This is a genomic window from Stenotrophomonas sp. YJH_SMC_105-26, from assembly GCF_059368915.1.
Genome location: NZ_JCAFSD010000001.1, coordinates 242,643 through 258,611, shown reverse-complemented (window position 1 = coordinate 258,611; position 15,969 = coordinate 242,643). Strand labels below are relative to the sequence as shown.

Annotated in this window: 17 protein-coding genes; 7 read left to right on the top strand and 10 right to left on the bottom strand. The window is 66.4% G+C overall.

From position 1 onward, the window contains the following. A complete protein-coding gene (locus tag AC5P7F_RS01305) occupies positions 1–882 on the top strand; it encodes a DUF3298 domain-containing protein (protein WP_164077319.1) in 882 nt (293 codons plus the stop codon). A gap of 19 nt (positions 883–901) precedes the next feature. Further along, complete coding sequence (gene cfa / locus AC5P7F_RS01300; RefSeq protein WP_126411165.1) at positions 902–2,017, top strand: cyclopropane fatty acyl phospholipid synthase; 1,116 nt, start codon at positions 902–904, stop codon at positions 2,015–2,017. A 128-nt stretch (positions 2,018–2,145) separates the two neighbouring features. Here the strand turns inward: cfa and AC5P7F_RS01295 are convergent, their stop codons facing one another. Next, complete coding sequence (locus tag AC5P7F_RS01295; protein WP_014647732.1) at positions 2,146–4,314, bottom strand: M3 family metallopeptidase; 2,169 nt, start codon at positions 4,312–4,314, stop codon at positions 2,146–2,148. A gap of 130 nt (positions 4,315–4,444) precedes the next feature. On the opposite strand from AC5P7F_RS01295, the gene AC5P7F_RS01290 reads away from it, so the two are divergent. Beyond that, on the top strand, positions 4,445–4,924 hold the full coding sequence (locus AC5P7F_RS01290) for a glutathione peroxidase (RefSeq protein ID WP_014647731.1): 480 nt from the start codon (positions 4,445–4,447) through the stop codon (positions 4,922–4,924). 75 nt (positions 4,925–4,999) lie between these two features. On the opposite strand, the gene AC5P7F_RS01285 is transcribed toward AC5P7F_RS01290, so the two are convergent. The 4 genes from AC5P7F_RS01285 to AC5P7F_RS01270 all read right to left on the bottom strand — a co-directional run bounded on the left by AC5P7F_RS01285 (position 5,000) and on the right by AC5P7F_RS01270 (position 9,304). After that, positions 5,000–5,779 (bottom strand): FAD-binding oxidoreductase, encoded by a 780-nt coding sequence (locus tag AC5P7F_RS01285; RefSeq protein WP_164077320.1) that lies wholly within the window; start codon positions 5,777–5,779, stop codon positions 5,000–5,002. Positions 5,780–5,858: 79 nt separating this feature from the next. Beyond that, positions 5,859–7,730 carry an ABC transporter ATP-binding protein gene (locus AC5P7F_RS01280; RefSeq protein ID WP_100450323.1) on the bottom strand — a complete coding sequence of 624 codons (1,872 nt, stop codon included), beginning with the start codon at positions 7,728–7,730 and terminating at the stop codon, positions 5,859–5,861. A gap of 188 nt (positions 7,731–7,918) precedes the next feature. After that, positions 7,919–8,371: a carboxymuconolactone decarboxylase family protein gene (locus AC5P7F_RS01275; RefSeq protein ID WP_046431628.1), complete on the bottom strand. Its 453-nt coding sequence runs from the start codon at positions 8,369–8,371 to the stop codon at positions 7,919–7,921. A 36-nt stretch (positions 8,372–8,407) separates the two neighbouring features. Then, positions 8,408–9,304, bottom strand: coding sequence for an RNA polymerase sigma-70 factor (locus AC5P7F_RS01270; RefSeq protein ID WP_134809082.1), 897 nt, complete (start codon positions 9,302–9,304; stop codon positions 8,408–8,410). A gap of 158 nt (positions 9,305–9,462) precedes the next feature. On the opposite strand from AC5P7F_RS01270, the gene AC5P7F_RS01265 reads away from it, so the two are divergent. From AC5P7F_RS01265 to AC5P7F_RS01255, 3 genes are all read left to right on the top strand, one after another. Next, positions 9,463–10,980: a fumarate hydratase gene (locus tag AC5P7F_RS01265; protein ID WP_014647726.1), complete on the top strand. Its 1,518-nt coding sequence runs from the start codon at positions 9,463–9,465 to the stop codon at positions 10,978–10,980. A 125-nt stretch (positions 10,981–11,105) separates the two neighbouring features. Continuing rightward, the gene (locus AC5P7F_RS01260; protein WP_014647725.1) at positions 11,106–11,444 is read left to right on the top strand and encodes a hypothetical protein; all 339 of its coding nucleotides are present in this window, start codon (positions 11,106–11,108) and stop codon (positions 11,442–11,444) included. Positions 11,445–11,501: 57 nt separating this feature from the next. Beyond that, positions 11,502–12,137, top strand: coding sequence for a glutathione S-transferase family protein (locus tag AC5P7F_RS01255; protein WP_014647724.1), 636 nt, complete (start codon positions 11,502–11,504; stop codon positions 12,135–12,137). A 71-nt stretch (positions 12,138–12,208) separates the two neighbouring features. Here AC5P7F_RS01255 and arsC read toward each other — a convergent pair whose 3' ends face one another. The 3 genes from arsC to AC5P7F_RS01240 form a co-directional block, all read right to left on the bottom strand. Continuing rightward, positions 12,209–12,550 carry an arsenate reductase (glutaredoxin) gene (gene arsC / locus AC5P7F_RS01250; RefSeq protein ID WP_049406119.1) on the bottom strand — a complete coding sequence of 114 codons (342 nt, stop codon included), beginning with the start codon at positions 12,548–12,550 and terminating at the stop codon, positions 12,209–12,211. Further along, positions 12,550–13,704, bottom strand: a complete 1,155-nt coding sequence (locus AC5P7F_RS01245; RefSeq protein WP_164077322.1) for a phospholipase A — start codon at positions 13,702–13,704, stop codon at positions 12,550–12,552. The genes arsC and AC5P7F_RS01245 overlap by 1 nt, the downstream gene beginning before the upstream one ends. A 118-nt stretch (positions 13,705–13,822) precedes the next feature. After that, positions 13,823–14,308 carry a DUF456 domain-containing protein gene (locus tag AC5P7F_RS01240; protein ID WP_032958895.1) on the bottom strand — a complete coding sequence of 162 codons (486 nt, stop codon included), beginning with the start codon at positions 14,306–14,308 and terminating at the stop codon, positions 13,823–13,825. Between the two features lie 235 nt (positions 14,309–14,543). Here AC5P7F_RS01240 and AC5P7F_RS01235 point away from each other — a divergent pair, with 235 nt between their 5' ends. After that, entirely contained in the window at positions 14,544–14,753 is a 210-nt protein-coding gene (locus AC5P7F_RS01235) for a cold-shock protein (RefSeq protein WP_014647720.1), read from the top strand. A 72-nt stretch (positions 14,754–14,825) separates the two neighbouring features. On the opposite strand, the gene AC5P7F_RS01230 is transcribed toward AC5P7F_RS01235, so the two are convergent. Both AC5P7F_RS01230 and AC5P7F_RS01225 read right to left on the bottom strand, forming a co-directional pair. Then, a complete protein-coding gene (locus AC5P7F_RS01230; RefSeq protein WP_005417545.1) occupies positions 14,826–15,320 on the bottom strand; it encodes a glycine zipper 2TM domain-containing protein in 495 nt (164 codons plus the stop codon). A 136-nt stretch (positions 15,321–15,456) separates the two neighbouring features. After that, positions 15,457–15,891, bottom strand: a complete 435-nt coding sequence (locus AC5P7F_RS01225; protein WP_014647719.1) for a cytochrome c — start codon at positions 15,889–15,891, stop codon at positions 15,457–15,459. Between the last annotated feature and the right edge of the window lie 78 nt (positions 15,892–15,969).

Here is a 15,969-nt window from a genome sequence, read left to right as displayed (position 1 = left end):
ATGTACAAACATGAACAGGGGATCCCGATGAAGATTGGAAACAACCGGCCATTGCACGGCAGCGTGTTGGCCGGCGTGGTGGGCGCGCTGTTGCTGGCCGGTTGCCAGCGTGAAAGCGAGCCGGCACCGGCGACCGACGCGGCGCCCGCCGCCGAAGCCACCGCCGCGGGCGAAACGCCGGCCACGGAAGCGCCGCTGGACCTGCGCGACGTGATCGAGAACAACGAGCGCGAAGTGGTGGGCATCAGCTACCCGGCCGGTATCGACCGTTATCCGGGCCTGGCCCGCGCGCTGCAGAGCTATGCCACGAGTGCGCGCAGCGACCTGCAGCAGGCGCTGGACGGGCTGGGCAACGACAAGCCGACCATGCCCTACGAGCTGTCGCTGAGCTTCGAGAAGCTGCTTGAAACCCCGCAGCTGGTGGTGGTCAGTGCCGACGGCAGCCGCTACACGGGTGGCGCCCACGGCGAACCGCTGGTGGCGCGCTTCGTGTGGCTGCCGCAGCAGCAGCAGATGCTCAGCGCCGAAAAGCTTGTGGCCGATGCCAAGGGCTGGAAGGCGATCAGCGATTTCGTCGCCGACCAGTTGCGCGAACGCGTGGCCACCCGCCTCAGTGGCGAGGACATGGACCCGGCCCAGCTGCAGGAATCGCTGCGCAATGCATCGCGCATGATCGCCGACGGAACCGGCCCGCAGGCCGACAATTTCAGCCAGTTCCAGCCACTGACCGACGACAAGGGGCAGATCACCGCGCTGCGCTTTGTTTTCCCGCCGTACCAGGTGGGTCCATACTCGGACGGCACCCAGACCGCCGATGTACCGGCAGCGGTGCTGTTGCCGCACGTGGCCAAGGACTACGTGGAGCTGTTCGCACGCGGTTGACCGCAGTCGAGGAGGTGGCGTGGATACAGGGTTGCAGGAGCGGGTCGCCGGCCTGCTCCACGAAGCCGGGGTCCGCATCGGCGGCACCCAGCCACAGGACATCCAGGTGCATGACCCGCGCTTTTTCGCGCGGGTCATGGGCCACGGCTCGCTCGGCCTGGGCGAGAGCTACATGGAGGGGTGGTGGGATGCCAATGTCCTGGATGAATTCCTCGTCCACCTGATGCAGGCGCACCTGGATGAACGGGTGCACGGCTGGCGCGAAGTGGCAGACGCGCTGAAGGCGCGCCTGTTCAACCTGCAGGCGGGGCAGGGCAGTTACGAAGTCGGTCGCCGCCATTACGACCTCGGCAATGATCTCTACCAGGCCATGCTCGGCCAGCGCCTGGTCTACAGCTGTGGCTATTGGCGCAACGCCGACGACCTCGACGCCGCACAGGAGGCCAAGCTCGACCTGGTCTGCCGCAAGCTGGGCCTGCGCCCGGGCCAGCGCGTGCTGGACATTGGCTGCGGTTGGGGCGAAGCCCTGAAGTTCGCCGCCGAGCGCTACGGTGTCAGCGGCGTCGGCGTGACCATATCGCAGGAGCAGGCCGAGTTCGCGCGGCAGTTGTGCGCTGGCCTGCCGATCGAAATCCGCCTGCAGGATTACCGTGAACTGGACGAACCGTTCGATGCGATCTTCTCGATCGGCATGTTCGAGCACGTCGGTGACAAGAACTACGCCGGTTTCTTCGAAGTGGCCAAGCGCTGCCTGTCGCCGCGCGGGTTGCTGCTGTTGCATACCATCGGCACCAATGTCTCACGGCATCGCACCGATCCATGGATTGCACGCTACATCTTCCCCAACTCGATGCTGCCGTCGGCGGTGCAGATCACCAAGGCGTTCGAAGGCCGTTTCGTGCTGGAGGACTGGCACAACTTCGGCACCGACTACGACCTGACCCTGCAGGCATGGCGGCGCAACGTGGAAGCAGCGTGGCCGCGGCTGGATGCGCACTACGACGAGCACTTCCGGCGCATGTGGCGCTTCTACCTGGCCGGGTCGATGGCCACCTTCCGCTGCCGGCACGCGCAGCTGTGGCAGCTGGTGCTGTCGCCGGAAGGCGTGCCGGGTGGGTACGTGGCGCCGCGATGAAGCCAGCGCGGGGTCGGAGACCCCGGGGTCAGAGCCCTTTTCGCAGAAAAGGGCTCTGACCCCAATCACAACAAAAAAAACCGCCCGGTCTCCCGGGCGGTTTCCGTTTCAGGCCGGTACGCGGGCGATCAGTTGCCGGCGCCGGTCAGGCCACGCTTTTCCAGCAGCGGTTCGATCTGCGGCTCGTGGCCGGCGAAATCGCGGAACAGCTGCATCGCGTCGACGCTGCCGCCCTTGGACAGCAGGGTGGCGCGGAAGTGGTCGCCGTTCTTGCGGCTCAGGCCGCCGTTGTCCTTGAACCACTTCTGGGTGTTGGCGTCGAGCACTTCCGACCAGATGTAGGCGTAGTAGCCGGCCGAGTAGCCGCCCATGATGTGGCTGAAGTACGGGGTCTTGTAGCGCGGCGGAACCGGCGCGTAGTAGATGCCGTCCTTCTCCAGCGCGGCGCGCTCGAAGGCCATCACGTCCTTGGCCGCCGGCACCTGGTCCGGGCCGATCTGGTGCCAGTTCTGGTCCAGCATCGCCGCCCCCAGGTATTCGGTGGTGGCAAAGCCCTGGTTGAACTTCGATGCGGCAATCACCTTGTCCAGCAGGGCCTGCGGCATCGCCGAACCATTCTGGTAGTGCTTGGCGTAGTTCTTCAGGATGACCGGGTTGTCGGCCCACATCTCGTTGACCTGCGAGGGGAACTCGACGAAGTCGCGCGGCACCGAGGTGCCCGAGAAGTACGGATACTTCACGTTGGAGAACATGCCGTGCAGGGCGTGGCCGAACTCGTGGAAGGTGGTGTTCACCTCATCCCAGGTCAGCAGGGTCGGCTGGCCGGCCGGCGGCTTCGGGATGTTCAGGTGATTGGCGACCACCGGCTTGAAGCCGGTCAGCTTGGACTGCGAGACGTAGGAGTTCATCCACGCACCGCCGCGCTTGGAGGCGCGCGCATACGGATCGAAGATGAAGATCGCCAGCTGGCTGCCATCGGCGTCGAACACGTCGTAGACGGTGACGTCATCGTGGTAGACCGGCAGGTCGGTGCGCTGCTTGAAGGTCAGGCCGAATTCCTGGCCGGCGGCGTAGAAGACGCCGTTCTCGAGCACGTTCTTCAGTTCGAAGTATGGCTTCAGCTGCGACTCGTCGAAGTTGTACTTGGCCTGGCGCACCTTCTCGCTGTAGAAGGCCCAGTCCCACGGTTCCAGCTGGAAGGTCGGCTTGCGCGCGGCCTTCTGCTCCTTGTCGATCATCGCCTGCAGGTCGGCGGCTTCGCGCTTGGCATTGGCCACCGCGGCCGGAGCCAGCTTGCCGAGCATCGCGTTGACCGCTTCGGGGGTCTTGGCGGTCTGGTTGGTCAGGTTGTAGGCGGCGAAGTTCGGGAAGCCCATCAGCTTGGCCTTGTCGGCACGCAGCTGCATGATGCGCGAGACCAGCGCGGTGTTGTCGAACTCACCGCCGCGGCTGCCGCGGGTGGTCGAGGCTTCGTAGATCTTCTGGCGCAGGGCGCGGTTGGCCAGGTTGGTCAGCGGCGGCTGGCCGGTGGTGTTGAGCAGGGTGATCACGTACTTGCCTTCCAGGCCACGGGCCTTGGCGGCTTCGGCGGCGGCGGCGATCTGCTCCTTGGACAGGCCAGCCAGCTCCTTGACGTCGTCGACAGTGATTGCCGAAGCGTTCACTTCCGACTGCACGTTCTGGCTGAACTTGGTGCCCAGATTGGCCAGTTCGGCATTCATGTCCTTCAGCGTGGCCTTGTCGGCCTCGGACAGCTTGGCGCCGGCGCGCACGTAATTGTCGTAGTACTTCTCGACCAGGCGCACGCCTTCGGCGTCCAGGCCCAGCTGGCTGCGGGTGTCGTACAGCGCCTGGATGCGGGCGAACAGCTTGCCGTTCAGCGCGATCGCATCGCTGTGCGCGGCAAACTTCGCCGAGTAGTCGGCCTGCAGCTTCTTGCGGGTGTCGTTGGTATCGGCGCCGACCAGGCTGAAGAACACGGTGGTCGCACGGTCGAGGATGTCACCGCTCTTTTCCAGCGCGATGATGGTGTTGTCGAAGGTCGGCTTGGCCTTGTTGTTGGCGATCGCCTCCACTTCCTTCAGCTGCTGCGCCATGCCGGCGTCGAAGGCCGGGGCGAAGTCGCTGTCCTTGATCTTGTCGAACTGCGGGAAGTGCAGCGGCAGCGGGCTTTCGGCGAAGAACGGGTTGGCCTGCTGGGCATTGGTGCTGGCAGCCGGGGTGGCGGCGCCGGCCGAGAAGGCGGGCAGGGCAAGGCCGAGGGACATGGCCACGGCAAGGGCAAGTCGAGTGGTCAAGGTAGAAGCTCCGGTAAGGCAAACAAGGGCCCGAGGGTAACCCGGCCGGCGGCGACTGCACTTGTGTCAAAAGGCATGTTGCCGGGGCCGGGCGCGGGTACCATGCGTTCACCGCCCACGGCCCGCTGCCATGACCACTGCCTACGATTTCAGCTTCCGCGACCTCGACGGCCAGCCGCAGGCGCTGGCCCGGTACCAGGGCCACCCGTTGCTGCTGGTGAACGTCGCCAGCCGCTGTGGCTTCACCCCGCAGTACACCGGGCTGGAGCAGCTGTGGCAGGACTACCGCGAGCGCGGCCTGGTGGTGATCGGCTTCCCGTGCAACCAGTTTGGCGCGCAGGAGCCCGGTGATGCCGCACAGATCCGCCAGTTCTGTTCGCTGGACTATCCGGTCAGCTTCCCGCTGTCGGAAAAGATCGAGGTCAACGGCGAGGGGGCCGACCCGCTCTGGAGGTGGCTCGCGCGGGAGAAGCGCGGCGTGCTCGGCAGTGCCCGCATCAAGTGGAATTTCAGCAAGTTCCTGGTCGATCGCCAGGGGCGGGTGGTGTCGCGGCATGCGCCCACCACCCGGCCGGAGCAGCTGCGCGGCGAGATCGAAGCGCTGCTGTGAGGTCGTGCCGGCCGCTGGCCGGCAATCCCGTGGGCCAGGAAGAGCCGGCCAGCGGCCGGCACTACCGTTGCAGCATCATTTCTCGACGAACGCGCGCTCGAACACGTAGTGGCCCGGCTGGCCGATGCGCGGCGAAACCTTGAAACCGCGGGCATCGAGCACAGCACGCAGGTCGGCCAGCATCTGCGGGCTGCCGCAGATCATCGCGCGGTCGTTTTCCGGGCTCAGCTCCGGCAGGCCGAGGGTGCGCTGCATCTGGCCGCTTTCCATCAGCGAGGTCAGGCGGCCCTGGTTGGCGAACGGCTCGCGGGTGACGGCCGGGTAGTACCGCAGCTTGTCGCCGATCATCTCGCCCAGGAACTCGTGCTCACGCAGCTCCCTCTCGAAGTAATCGCGGTAGGCCAGATCCTTTTCGTAGCGCACGCCGTGGCAGAGGATCACCTTCTCGAAGCGCTCGTAGGTCTCCGGGTCCTTGATGACCGACAGCCACGGCGCCATGCCGGTACCCGTGCCCAGCAGGTACAGGTTCTTGCCCGGGTGCAGGTCGCTGATCAGCAGGGTGCCGGTGGGCTTCTTGCCGACCAGCACCTTGTCGCCCGGCTTGATGTGCTGCAGGCGCGAGGTCAGCGGGCCGTCCTGCACCTTGATGCTGAAGAACTCCAGATGCTCTTCCCAGTTGGCGCTGGCGATGGAGTACGCACGCAGCAGCGGCCGTGCCTCGGTTTCCAGGCCGATCATCACGAACTGGCCGTTCTCGAAGCGGAAGCCGCTGTCGCGGGTGGTGGTGAAACTGAAGTAGGCGTCGGTCCAGTGACGGACCTCAAGCACCGTTTCGGCGCCAAAAGCGGAGGACATGGGCGTATCTATCAAAAGTCGTCGGGGGAATTCTATCTCAAATGAGACGGGTTCTCATTGGGCGGAACGAGAGGCGTTCTCAGCGGTAACCCGCCGCCTGCAGCTCGAACAGCTCGGCATAGCGGCCGCCCTGTGCCATCAGCTGGGCGTGGGTGCCACTGGCCTCGATCCGACCATCGGCCAGCACCAGGATGCGATCGGCCATGCGGACCGAGGAAAAACGGTGGGAAATCAATACGGCGGTGCGATTATCCGCCAGTTCCCTGAACCGCTGGAACACCTCGAACTCACTGCGCGCATCCAGTGCTGCCGTTGGCTCATCCAGGATCATCACCTGCGCATTGCGCATCCATGCGCGGGCAATGGCGATCTTCTGCCACTGGCCACCGGACAGGTCCACGCCCTGCTTGAAACGGCGGCCGATCAGCTGGTCGTAGCCACCGGGCAGCTCCTCGATCACTTCCTCGGCCATGCCGCGGCGCGCGGCGTCAGCGATGCGCGCCCGGTCGTCCATGGCCTCGACCTGGCCGACGCCGATGTTCTCGCCGGCGCTGAGGTTGTAGCGCACGAAGTCCTGGAAGATCACCCCGAGGTTGGCGCGCAGGTCGTCCAGGTCGTAGTCGCGCAGGTCGCGGCCATCGAGCAGGATGCGGCCCTCGTCCGGTTCGTACAGGCGTGCCAGCAGCTTCACCAGGGTGGTCTTGCCGGCGCCGTTCTCGCCGACCAGGGCCAGCACTTCGCCGGCCTGCAGCTGGAAATCGAGGTGGCGCACCGCCCACTGTTCGGCATCGGGATAGCGGAAGCCGACGTTCTCGAACACGAAGCCCTGGCGGATCGGCTGCGGCACGCGTATGGCGCCTTCGCGCGAGTGGATTTCCGGCTCGATCTGGAAGAACGAGAACAGGTCGTCCAGGTACAGCGCCTGGCTGGCCACCTGCGAGAAGCCGATCAGCAGGCCTTCCAGCAGCTGGCGCAGGCGCAGGAAGCTGCCGGCAAGGAAGGTCAGGTCGCCGATCGAGAAATCGCCGCGCACCGTGCGCCAGGCGATGTAGGCGTAGGCGGTGTAGTAGCCCAGCGTACCCAGCGCAGCCAGCAGCGTGCCCCAGAACGCCCGGCGCCGTGCCAGGGCACGGTTGGCCTGGAACAGCGCCACCGACAGGCGCCGATAGCGCTCGACCAGGAAGCGGTGCAGGTTGTAGATCTTCACTTCCTTGGCCGTTTCCACGCTGGCACCGAGCTGGCGCAGGTAGTCGAGCTGGCGGCGCTCGGGCGTCCATTGGAAGTTGAGGCTGTAACCGGCCGCGTTGAAGTGCGATTCGCCGATGAAGGCCGGCACCAGTGCCAGCGCAAGCAGCAGGATCAGCCACGGCGCGTAGACCAGCAGGCCGACGGCGAGGCTGGCCACGGTGATCGCGTCCTGCACCTGGCCGAACAGCTGGCTCATCAGGTTCATCCGGCCCATGGTCTGGCGCCTCGCGCGGTCCAGCTTGTCCTGCAGGTCCGGGTCCTCGAAGTCCTCCAGATCCAGCGTCGCCGCGTGTTCCATCAGCCGGATGCTGGTGACGTTGGCGAACAGTTCCGACAGCAGCGCGTCGGCATAGCTGACCAGCCGGCCGAGCAGGTCCGAGGCGATGGCCAGGCCGAATTCCAGCGCCAGCAGGCCCAGCAGCGGATTGAGCATGCCGCTGGACAGCGCCTCGCCCAGCGGCGGGAAACCGGCGTCGTGCTGGCTCAGGTGCAGGGCGCTGTCGATGATCAGCTTGCCGACGTACAGCATCGCCACCGGCAGCAGCGCACGGATCAGGCGCAGCCCCAGGCTGGCCAGGGTGAGCGCGGGGCTGGTCTGCCAGACCATGCGCAGGAACGGCGGCAGGTTGCGCATCGCCCTGAAGCGCTGGCGCAGGCTGGGTTTCTTCGCGGCGGCAGCGCCAGCGGTGGGGATGGCAGGCATGCGCGTATTGTGCGCGCCTGATACGTGCAGGGGGAGTCAGTGCAGCCGTGTGGCCGGCACCGGGGTCAGATCCCTTCGCGAAGCGAAGGGATCTGACCCTCCTGCATCCACGCATTGCGTGGATCCACCGTGCCGACCAAGGTCGACACCTACCAGCAGCACCGATGAACTGTCGAAGGCGGGGTGGGTCAGGCCGGCAGCGGCGGCAGCAACCCCGCACCGAGGCGGTTCCAGGCATTGATCACCGCGATGCCCATGCTCAGGTCACTGATGCCCTTCTCATCGAAGTGCGGTGCCAGGGCATCGAACGCGGCCTGCGACGGCGCGCCGTCGGTCAGCCGGGTCAGCGCCTCGGCCCAGCCCAGTGCCGCGCGCTCGCGTGCATCGAAGAAGCGGCTCTCGTGCCAGGCGGGCAGGGTGTCCAGCTTGCGCGGCTCGATGCCGCCCTTGCGCAGCGCGGTGCCGTGCATGTCCATGCAGTAGCCGCAGCCGTTGAGCTGCGACACGCGCAGGAACACCAGTTCCATCAGGGTCGGATCGATCGAGCTGTCATGCACCGCCTGGCTGGTGGCCAGCAGGCCCTTGAAGGCCTCGGCGGCCAGGCGGGTGTAGGGGACGCGGGGAGAGGCGTGGTCGGACATTTTCGGCTCCACGGCGGCCACGGTGGCCGCCTTTCACTACCAGGACGCCGTACCGTCATCGCGCGTGACAACACCCGGCAGCTTTTCCGGATTCAACACGCTGTACACGTTGGCGATGCAGCCATCGACCACTTCGATGGTGGTGACCGAATGCAGGCGCTCACCCTGGAAGCGCAGGATCGCCGGCTCGCCGTTGACGTAGCCCAGCTGGGCGGGATGCACCGCGCCGCGGCGGGCGATGGCCCAGAACAGGCGGCCGATGCGTTCGGCGCCCAGCAGCGGCCGCACCGCCGCAGTGACCACGCCACCGCCGTCGGAAACCAGTACCGCGTTGGCGTGCAGCAGGGCCTGGATCGCGTCGCTGTCGCCGCGCTGCGAGGCCTCCATGAAGCGCGCCAGCAGCTGCCGGTGCTGGCTGGCATCGGCATTGAAGCGCGGTCGTCCGGCCTGCAGGCGTTGCCGGGCACGGTGCACCAGCTGCCGGCAGTTGGCCTCGCTGTGGCCGATCAGCTCGGCGATCTCACGGTAGTCGTGGTCGAACGCCTCCTTCAGCAGGAAGGCGGCGCGTTCCTCCGGGCCGAGCTGTTCGAGCAGGGTCAGGAAAGCGACCGAGACGTCGTCGGCCAGCGCATGCAGCTGGGCCGGACCGGGCGCCGGGTCCGGCTCCAGGGTGACCGCCAGCGGTTCGGCCAGCCATGGGCCGACGTAGTGGACGCGCTCGCGCTTGGCCGCACGCAGCCGGTCCAGGCCGAGCCGGGTGGTGGTGGTGACCAGCCAGGCCTCGGCATCGCGGACGGCCGCAGGATCGGCGCCGGACCAGCGCAGCCAGGCGTCCTGGACCACGTCTTCGGCGTCGGTGCGGCTGCCGAGCAGGCGGTAGGCCAGCGCCATCAGGCGCGGGCGGTGGGTCTGGAAAGCGGTTTCGGCGTTCATGTGGGCAAGGACGCCGCAGTGGCGCGTGGCGTGACAGGGGAGGCGGGGTCAGATCCCTTTCCCAGGGAAAGGGATCTGACCCCTGACTCTACCTGCGGCCGGGGGAGGGGGTAAAATGGGTGGATTACCCCCGCCAGCCTCGAGCAAGCGAGCAAGACGTGACATCGATCAAGCAGGAAGACCTCATCCAGTCCATCGCCGACGCGCTGCAGTACATCTCGTACTACCACCCGGTCGACTACATCAAGAACCTTGCCGCCGCCTACGAGCGCGAGGAGTCGCCGGCCGCGAAGGAAGCGATGGCGCAGATCCTGATCAATTCGCGCATGTGCGCCGAGGGCCACCGCCCGATCTGCCAGGACACCGGCATCGTCACCGTGTTCCTGGAAATCGGCATGGACGTGCGTTGGGATGACGCCACCATGGGCGTGGAAGACATGGCCAATGAAGGCGTGCGCCGCGCCTACATGCACCCGGACAACAAGCTGCGCGCCTCGGTGCTGGCCGATCCGGCAGGCAAGCGCATCAACACCAGGGACAACACCCCGGGCGTGGTCAACGTCAAGGTGGTGCCGGGCAACAAAGTCGACGTGATCGTCGCCGCCAAGGGCGGTGGTTCGGAAGCGAAGACCAAGTTCGCCATGCTCAATCCGTCCGACTCGATTGTCGACTGGGTGCTGAAGACCGTGCCGACCATGGGCGCCGGCTGGTGCCCGCCGGGCATGCTGGGCATCGGCATCGGTGGCACCGCCGAGAAGGCGATGCTGCTGGCCAAGGAAGCGCTGATGGAGCCGATCGACATCACCGAGCTGCAGGCCCGTGGTGCGTCCAACCGCATCGAGGAGCTGCGCCTGGAGCTGTACGAGAAGGTCAACGCGCTGGGCATCGGTGCGCAGGGCCTGGGTGGCCTGACCACCGTGCTCGACATCAAGATCAACGACTACCCGACCCACGCGGCCAACCTGCCGGTGGCGATGATCCCGAACTGCGCGGCCACCCGCCATGCGCACTTCACCCTGGATGGCAGCGGCCCGGTGATGCTGGACCCGCCGTCGCTGGAAGACTGGCCGAAGCTGACCTACGACGCATCCAAGGGCACCCGGGTGGACCTGGATACGATTACCCCGGAAGACGTGGCCAGCTGGAAGCCGGGCCAGACCCTGCTGCTCAACGGCAAGCTGCTCACCGGCCGCGACGCCGCGCACAAGCGCATGGTCGACATGCTCAACAAGGGCGAGCAGCTGCCGGTCGATCTGAAGGGCCGCTTCATCTACTACGTCGGCCCGGTCGATCCGGTGCGTGACGAAGTGGTGGGCCCGGCCGGCCCGACCACGGCGACCCGCATGGACAAGTTCACCGAGCAGGTGCTGGCACAGACCGGCCTGCTGGGCATGGTCGGCAAGGCCGAGCGCGGCCCGGCCGCGATCGAGGCGATCAAGAAGCACAAGTCGGCCTACCTGATGGCCGTCGGTGGCTCGGCCTACCTGGTGTCCAAGGCGATCAAGGCGGCCAAGGTGGTCGGTTTCGCTGACCTGGGCATGGAGGCGATCTACGAGTTCACCGTGCAGGACATGCCAGTGACCGTGGCCGTCGACTCCGCCGGCGAATCGGTGCACAAGACCGGCCCGCGCGAGTGGCAGGCCCGCATCGGCAAGATTCCGGTGGTGGTGGAGTAATTCCCGCACGCTTCGGTCCGGACAACGGCGCCCCTGTGGCGCCGTTGCTGTATCTGGAGGCAGGATTAACACGCCTGTAGCCCTGGCTCTGCTACGGTCGGCACACCCTCGCACAGGACGTGTCCATGGCCCTGCATCGCTTCATCGTGGCCGGCGTGCTGCTGGCCCTGGCCGGCTGCAGCACCCCGGCGTCGTACGAAGGCGCGGATTTCCCTGCATCGGCGCAATGCCGCATGCAGTGCCAGGCCAGCTACCGCAGCTGCATGGCGCAGAATGACTCCCTCGGCAGCCGCCAGAGCAATTGCGAGCAGCGGATGGTGCCGGCGCCGGACAAGCGCTGCAAGGACGTGGACAACCCGGACCTGCGCCGTGCCTGCGAACTGAAGACGCATGACTGCACGCTGCGCGCGCCGATGATGTCCTGTGGCGAGCGCCGCGATACCTGCATGAGCAGCTGCGGCTGAGCGACGGCTCCCGCACGGGCGCATAATCGGCCGGCCCACCTGCACAGGATCCGCCGCATGAGCACCACGCTGTATGGTTCGACAAGCACCGCCGCGCTGGTGGTGCACTGGCTGCTGATCGAGCTCGGCATCGAGCACGAGTTGGTGCTGCTGGATTTCGACGCGCGCGAGCACAAGTCGGCGGAGTACCTGGCACTGAATCCGGCCGGCGTGGTGCCGACGCTGCTGATCGATGGCCTGGTACTGACTGAAGCGGCGGCGATCGCCCTGTACCTGGCCGACCGCCATCCGGACGCCGGTTTGTTGCCGGCACTGGGCACGCCGCAGCGCGCCGATGCCTACCGCTGGATGTTCTGGTGTGCCAATACGTTGCAGCCGGCCTATCGCGCTTGGTTCTATCCGCACGAGGTGGCGGGCGAGGCAAACGTGGAGGCCAGTCGCGAGATGGCGCGACAGCGCCTGGAAGCGGCCTGGCAGCATGTGGCCACGCACCTGCTGGCGCATGGGCCCTACCTGCTGGGCGCCACGCCCTGCGTGGTCGACTACATGCTGGTGATGCTGATGCGCTGGTCGCGCAACATGCCCAGGCCCAGTGACACCTGGCCGTCGCTCAAGGCACATGCCACCTCGATGAAGGCGCGCCCGGCGTTCGCCGAGGCCTACCGCCGCGAAGGCATCACCGACTGGCGGTAACCAGAAAAGGGGACGGAGGGGATTAAGTCGTTTGTGCACAAACGACTTAATCCCCTCCGTCCCCTTTTCCGTTACAGGATCTCCAGCACCGTTTCCGGCGGGCGGCACAGCCGTGTGCCCTTGGGCGTGCGCACCACGGGGCGGTTGATCAGGCGCGGGTGTTCGGCCATCGCAGCCAGCAGGGTGGCATCGTCGGCATCTTCCAGCCCGAGTGCGGCGAACTGGGTCTCCTTGCTGCGCACCAGGTCGCGCGCGCTCAGGGCCGACTCGGCCAGCACCTGGCGCAGCGTGGCCGCGTCGGGTGGGGTGCCCAGGTACTCGATCACCACCGGGTCGAAGCCCGCATCGCGGATCAGCTTCAGTGCGCCGCGCGAGTTGCTGCAGGCCGGGTTGTGCCAGATCGTCACGTCCATCAGAACCACTCCAGCAGCGACACGCCCACGCCCACATAGGTGGCCTTGTGGTTGTAGTCGATCATGCTCTCGCCATAGCCGTCGAAGACCTGCACATGGCCACGCAGCAGATTGCTGATCGGAAAGCCGTAATCCAGCTGCAGTGCACCGTGGGAGCGGCTGCCGGTGCGCAGCGAATGACGCGCCATCAGCGCGACCTCATGCCCGTTGCGGTTCCAGATCAGGGTCGCGTCACCCCGGCCCATGTAATCCTCGATGTCCGGATTATTGTCTTCGCTGCGGCTTTCCGGGATGCGGTACCACGGGCGCAGCACCAGCGCCCAGTTCTCGCGATCCAGGCCGATGTTGAGCATGACCCGGTTCCAGCTGCGCGAGAGCGGATCGGCCCGTCCGTTGGACTGGTGGTTGAGGCTGATACCGGTCATGCGCCCGCGCCAGCCACCGATCGAGTAGCCGTTGCGGAACACCATCATCACTTCGGGTTCGTAGTTGGTTTCGCGGAACGGGCGCGAATCCTCGCTGTTGTAGGCCTGCCAGCGCGAACTCTGGGTGTAGCCAGCCCAGATGTCGCCGTTGTCGCCGAACAGGTTCTCTGCGATCTTGGTCTTGAAGCTGATCTGGAACTTCAGCTCGGTACTGTCGAGTACCTGCGGGGTCGTCACGCTGTTGGCCGGGTTCGGCGAATGCGGCGTGGTGTTGCGGTCGCTGGTCCAGAACGCCGGCAGCAGGTACACCGGCTTGTAGGCACGCAGCTGGAAGGGCCCCAGCTTGGAGTCCTCGGCCAGCTCCCAGCGGCTGTCCAGCAGCGAACCGCGGCCAGCATTGGCCAGCGCGCTGTCCGGTGCCGCCGGACGGAACAGGTCGCTGACCCGCTCGCGCAGCTTTTCCTCGCCCTGGCTCACGCGCGCGGTCTGTCGTTCCTCGCGGCGCGCCTGCGCAGCCGATTCGGCGGCGGCATCGGCGGCGGCGGTGGCCTCCGGGGTGTGCCCGAAGAGGCGGTCATAGCAGGCCAGGCGGGCCGCGTCGGTGGTGATCGCCGCGCAGGCGGCCGGCGAGGTGTCGGCGCTGGGCGCGAACTCCTGCGCAGCCAACGGTGCACTGGTCAGGGCAAGCGCCAGCGGCGCCAGACGGGGAAGCAGCGTGGGGAGGGTCATTGCAGCAGGCCCTTCGATGGATACGGGAATCGCACAGTGTGGCGGCTGCACCGGATCGCGGCCAGCCCCACCGTTTATGCACGGCCACGGCGTGCGCGTGGCGTGAAGGCTAGGTGGCTCAGAAGAACCAGGCGAACGCGAACAGGCCCAGCATCGCGATCACCACCGCCAGTTTCAGTGCCAGGCCGAGCAGGATGCCGAGCCAGGTCGCCAGGCCCACCTTGGTCGAGCGGCCGAGTTCGCGGGTGTGCCAGTACTCGCCGAGCAGGGCGCCGACCAGCGGTCCGGCAAACAGGCCGATGGGCATGAAGAACAGGCCGACGATGCTGCCGACGAAGGTGCCCCACAGGGCCTTGCGGCTGGCGCCGACGCGCTGCGCGCCAACTACGGTGGCGAGCACGTCCACCAACAGTGAAAGCAGGGTCAGCACGCCCAGCGCGACCAGGGTGGGCCAGCCGACGTGGGCGAAGCCGTCGGCCCAGGCCGCCAGCAGCAGCCCGATGAACACCAGCGGGATGCCCGGGAGGGCCGGCAGGATGATGCCGGCGATGCCGATCAGGACAAAAATGACCGCTAGCAAATATAAGATGAATGAGAGTCCCATGCTGTCCCGTATGGTGGCCGTTTTGGGGTTGACAGTGAAAGATTTTGCCAGTTGCTTTTTCGTTTTGGGCGGGTTAAGTTGCAGTCGCTGAGCTTGGCAAGGTCACCGTGGATCGTGGCCTGATGAAGCAAGATCTTTCCGATCCGCTGCATCGATGCACCTCGCTTCCCCCTTGCTTGTCAGCCGCCCACCGGGCGTTTCCAACAACAAGAGAGAGTCAAAGGGAGTTAGTGAGATGGCTGAGCGCGAGACCGGTACCGTAAAGTGGTTCAATGATGCGAAGGGCTTCGGCTTCATCAGCCGGCAGAATGGCGAGGACGTGTTCGTGCACTTCCGCGCCATCGAGACCCAGGGCTTCAAGAGCCTCAAGGAAGGCCAGACTGTGAGCTTCGAAGTCGTGCAGGGCCAGAAGGGCCTGCAGGCTGACAAGGTGCAGCCGGTGTAATACCCGCCGCCCGTCGGCATGAAAAAGGCCCGCGCAAGCGGGCCTTTTTCTTTGCCGTTGGCCCGGTGCAGGTCAGCGCAGGATGACCTTGCCATTGACGACGCGCACGTAGGTGTTCTCGCGGATGCCGCCGAGATCGCGCTGGTTGACCACGATGGTGCGGCCATCATCCATGCGCACGCTGATGTCATAGGTATCGCTGGTGACGTTCTTCTGGATCTGGTTGCCGGCCAGGGCACCACCGACCGCGCCTGCGGCGGCGGCGATGTTCTTGTTGCCACGGCTGCCACCGGTGTGGTCGGAGATTTCATGGCCGGCCACGGCGCCGACGATGCCGCCGAGGATCGCGCCGGTCGCGCTGGGCGCGGTGCGGCCCGAGGGCACGGTGTTGATGCGGGTGACGATGCCACAGTCAGCGCAACGGCCCTGGTTGTAGCCGCCATTGTTGCCGTAGCCGCCGTTGTTGTAGCCGTTGTTGTAACCACCGCCGCTGTAACCGGGCGAGGTGGCACAGCCAGCCAGCGCGAGGGTAGCGATGGCGCTGGCGGCGATGAGCTGGATCTTCATGGGTCGTCTCCTGGCCGTGAAGGCGGGTGGGTTGGGTGGTACTGCGTCGTGCAGCAGGGTGGACGAATCCTCTCCTTTCGAACGTGAACAACGCGCCAACCGTGTGCGTGCTGCCCGGCTGCAGGATGAATGCGGCTCAGCGGAAATCCTGGTGGCAGGCGCGGCAGTCCGCCTGCAGTGTTTCCACCAGCTGGGCGAGGGCCCTGCAGTCGCCGGGGGGGGAGGCCAGCGCCGTGTTGAGGTTGCCGCGCAGCTGGCTGGCGTGCTGCTGGAACTGCGCACTGTCCTTCAGCCCGGGAAACGCCTGGTCCAGGTCATTGGACAGCAGGCGCAGCACCTGCAGCCGCGGCACGCTGTCAGCCAGGCTGCAGCGGTTCTGCAGCTGGGCCTGCTGCAGCAGCTGTGACTGCCGCTGCATCACCTGCATCAGGCTGCCCGGGAACGGATCGCGACGCGCCTGCAGGGCGCGGCCGACCATTACCGTGGCGATCAGGCCGATCAGCAGGCCCAGGCAGAGCACGAACAGGTAGCGATGGGCGCTGGAAAGGCGGCGGGGCGGGCTGGCATTCATGCGGGCACTCCGGGCGTGCAACGGTGGGTTCGACGCCGGCGTACTGCGGGCGCCAGCACCTGCACGTTAAAATAGCCC